Below are 1,478 nucleotides of genomic sequence, written 5' to 3' on the forward strand. Positions count from 1 at the left end.
TCCCAGGTCCCACCGTGGCCACCGGCGCGGCGCCCGAAGTCACTCAGCCAGGTCCAGCGCTTCAGGTCGGACGAGCCCCAGAACTCGGCATGGTCGCCCGCGGCGATCACCGCGACCCAGCGCTTCGTCGGTGCGTGCCAGAACAGCTTGGGATCACGGAAATCCTTCGCCGAGCCGGGATTGGCGATCACCGGGGTGTCGTCGAACGGCGTCCAGCTGTGCCCACCGTCCTGGCTGTAGGCCAGGTGCTGCGATTCGTAGTCACGCCGGCCGTCCTGTTCGGCGGCCGCGTCGTGACGGGTGTACAGCGCCACCAACGCACCGGCGCCGAAGCCGGCGGTGTTCGCCGCATCGACCACCACCGAGCCCGAGTACGCGTACTTCTGCTCTTCGGGTTCGAGCGCGATCGGCTGCGGCTCCCAGTGCACCAGGTCGCGGCTGGTGGCATGGCCCCAGTGCATCGGGCCCCACTCCTTCGATGCCGGGTGGTACTGGTAGAACAGGTGGTAGACGCCGTTGTGGAAGACCAGCCCGCTCGGGTCGTTCATCCAACCCGCCGCCGGCGTGAAGTGGAACTGCGGCCGGTGCGGCTCGCGGTAGTTGCTAGACGGTGGCGGCAGCGGCTTGCGCACGGTGCGGCACGCACTGAGCCAAGGGATCGACGCCGAAGCGGCCAGCAGCAGGCGGCGCCGCATCAAGCTTCTTCACCCAGGCGGGCGCAAACCACCGGCCCCGGCTCGGCCGGCTGAGACTGCTGCACCGCATCGACCCGCACCAGCTGGGCCAGGCGGGCCAGCGCTGCGTCGGCAGCATCCTCGCTCGCGGCATGTACCCACAGCAAAGGCTGACCGCGGTGCACCGCGTGGCCCGGTGGCACCACAGCCGCCAAGCCGACGCGCAGATCGATGATGTCGTCGGTGCGGCGGCGACCACCGCCGAGTTGCACCACCTCCAGCCCCAGCGCACGGGTGTCGACTACCGCAACATGGCCGTCGATCGGTGCCTCCAACGGGCGCTGGACCGGCGCCTCGGGCAGTTGGGCATCGGCCAGCACATCGCGCGGGCCGCCCAGCGCGGCCACCATACGGGCGAAGGCTTCGGCGGCGCGGCCGCTGGCCAGCGCTTCGCGTGCCTGGGCCTCACCAGCCTGCGGCGTGTCGGCCAGACGGCCGAGGTGCAGCATCTCGCCGGCCAGCGCCAGCGTCACCTCCAGCAGGCGCGGTTCGCGCGATCGGGCGGTCAGGAAGTCGATGGCTTCGCGCACCTCCAGTGCGTTGCCCGCATGGTGGCCGAGGACCTGGTTCATGTCGGTCAGCAGCGCGCGCGTCGGCAGGCCGGCAGAGCGGGCCACCCGCACCAGCGCTTGCGCCAGCGGCTGGGCGGTCGCCATGTCAGGGCAAAAGGCGCCGTTGCCGACCTTCACGTCCATCACCAGCGCCTGCAGGCCGGCGGCGAGTTTCTTCGACAGGATGCTCGCC

General features: G+C 70.8%; 2 protein-coding genes. Both read right to left on the reverse strand.

Features of this window, described 5'->3' with window-relative positions; genetic code table 11:
- Window positions 1-695 (reverse strand): glycoside hydrolase family 32 protein (locus AC1DYI_RS35370; protein ID WP_477208767.1); only part of this gene is annotated, 695 nt, incomplete at its 3' end.
- Window positions 695-1,478, reverse strand: a 784-nt coding sequence (locus AC1DYI_RS35375; protein ID WP_477208768.1) for a thymidine phosphorylase, incomplete at its 5' end; no start/stop codon positions are given. The genes AC1DYI_RS35375 and AC1DYI_RS35370, both read right to left, overlap by 1 nt.

Source organism: Ideonella sp. P3_A4, from assembly GCF_056403075.1.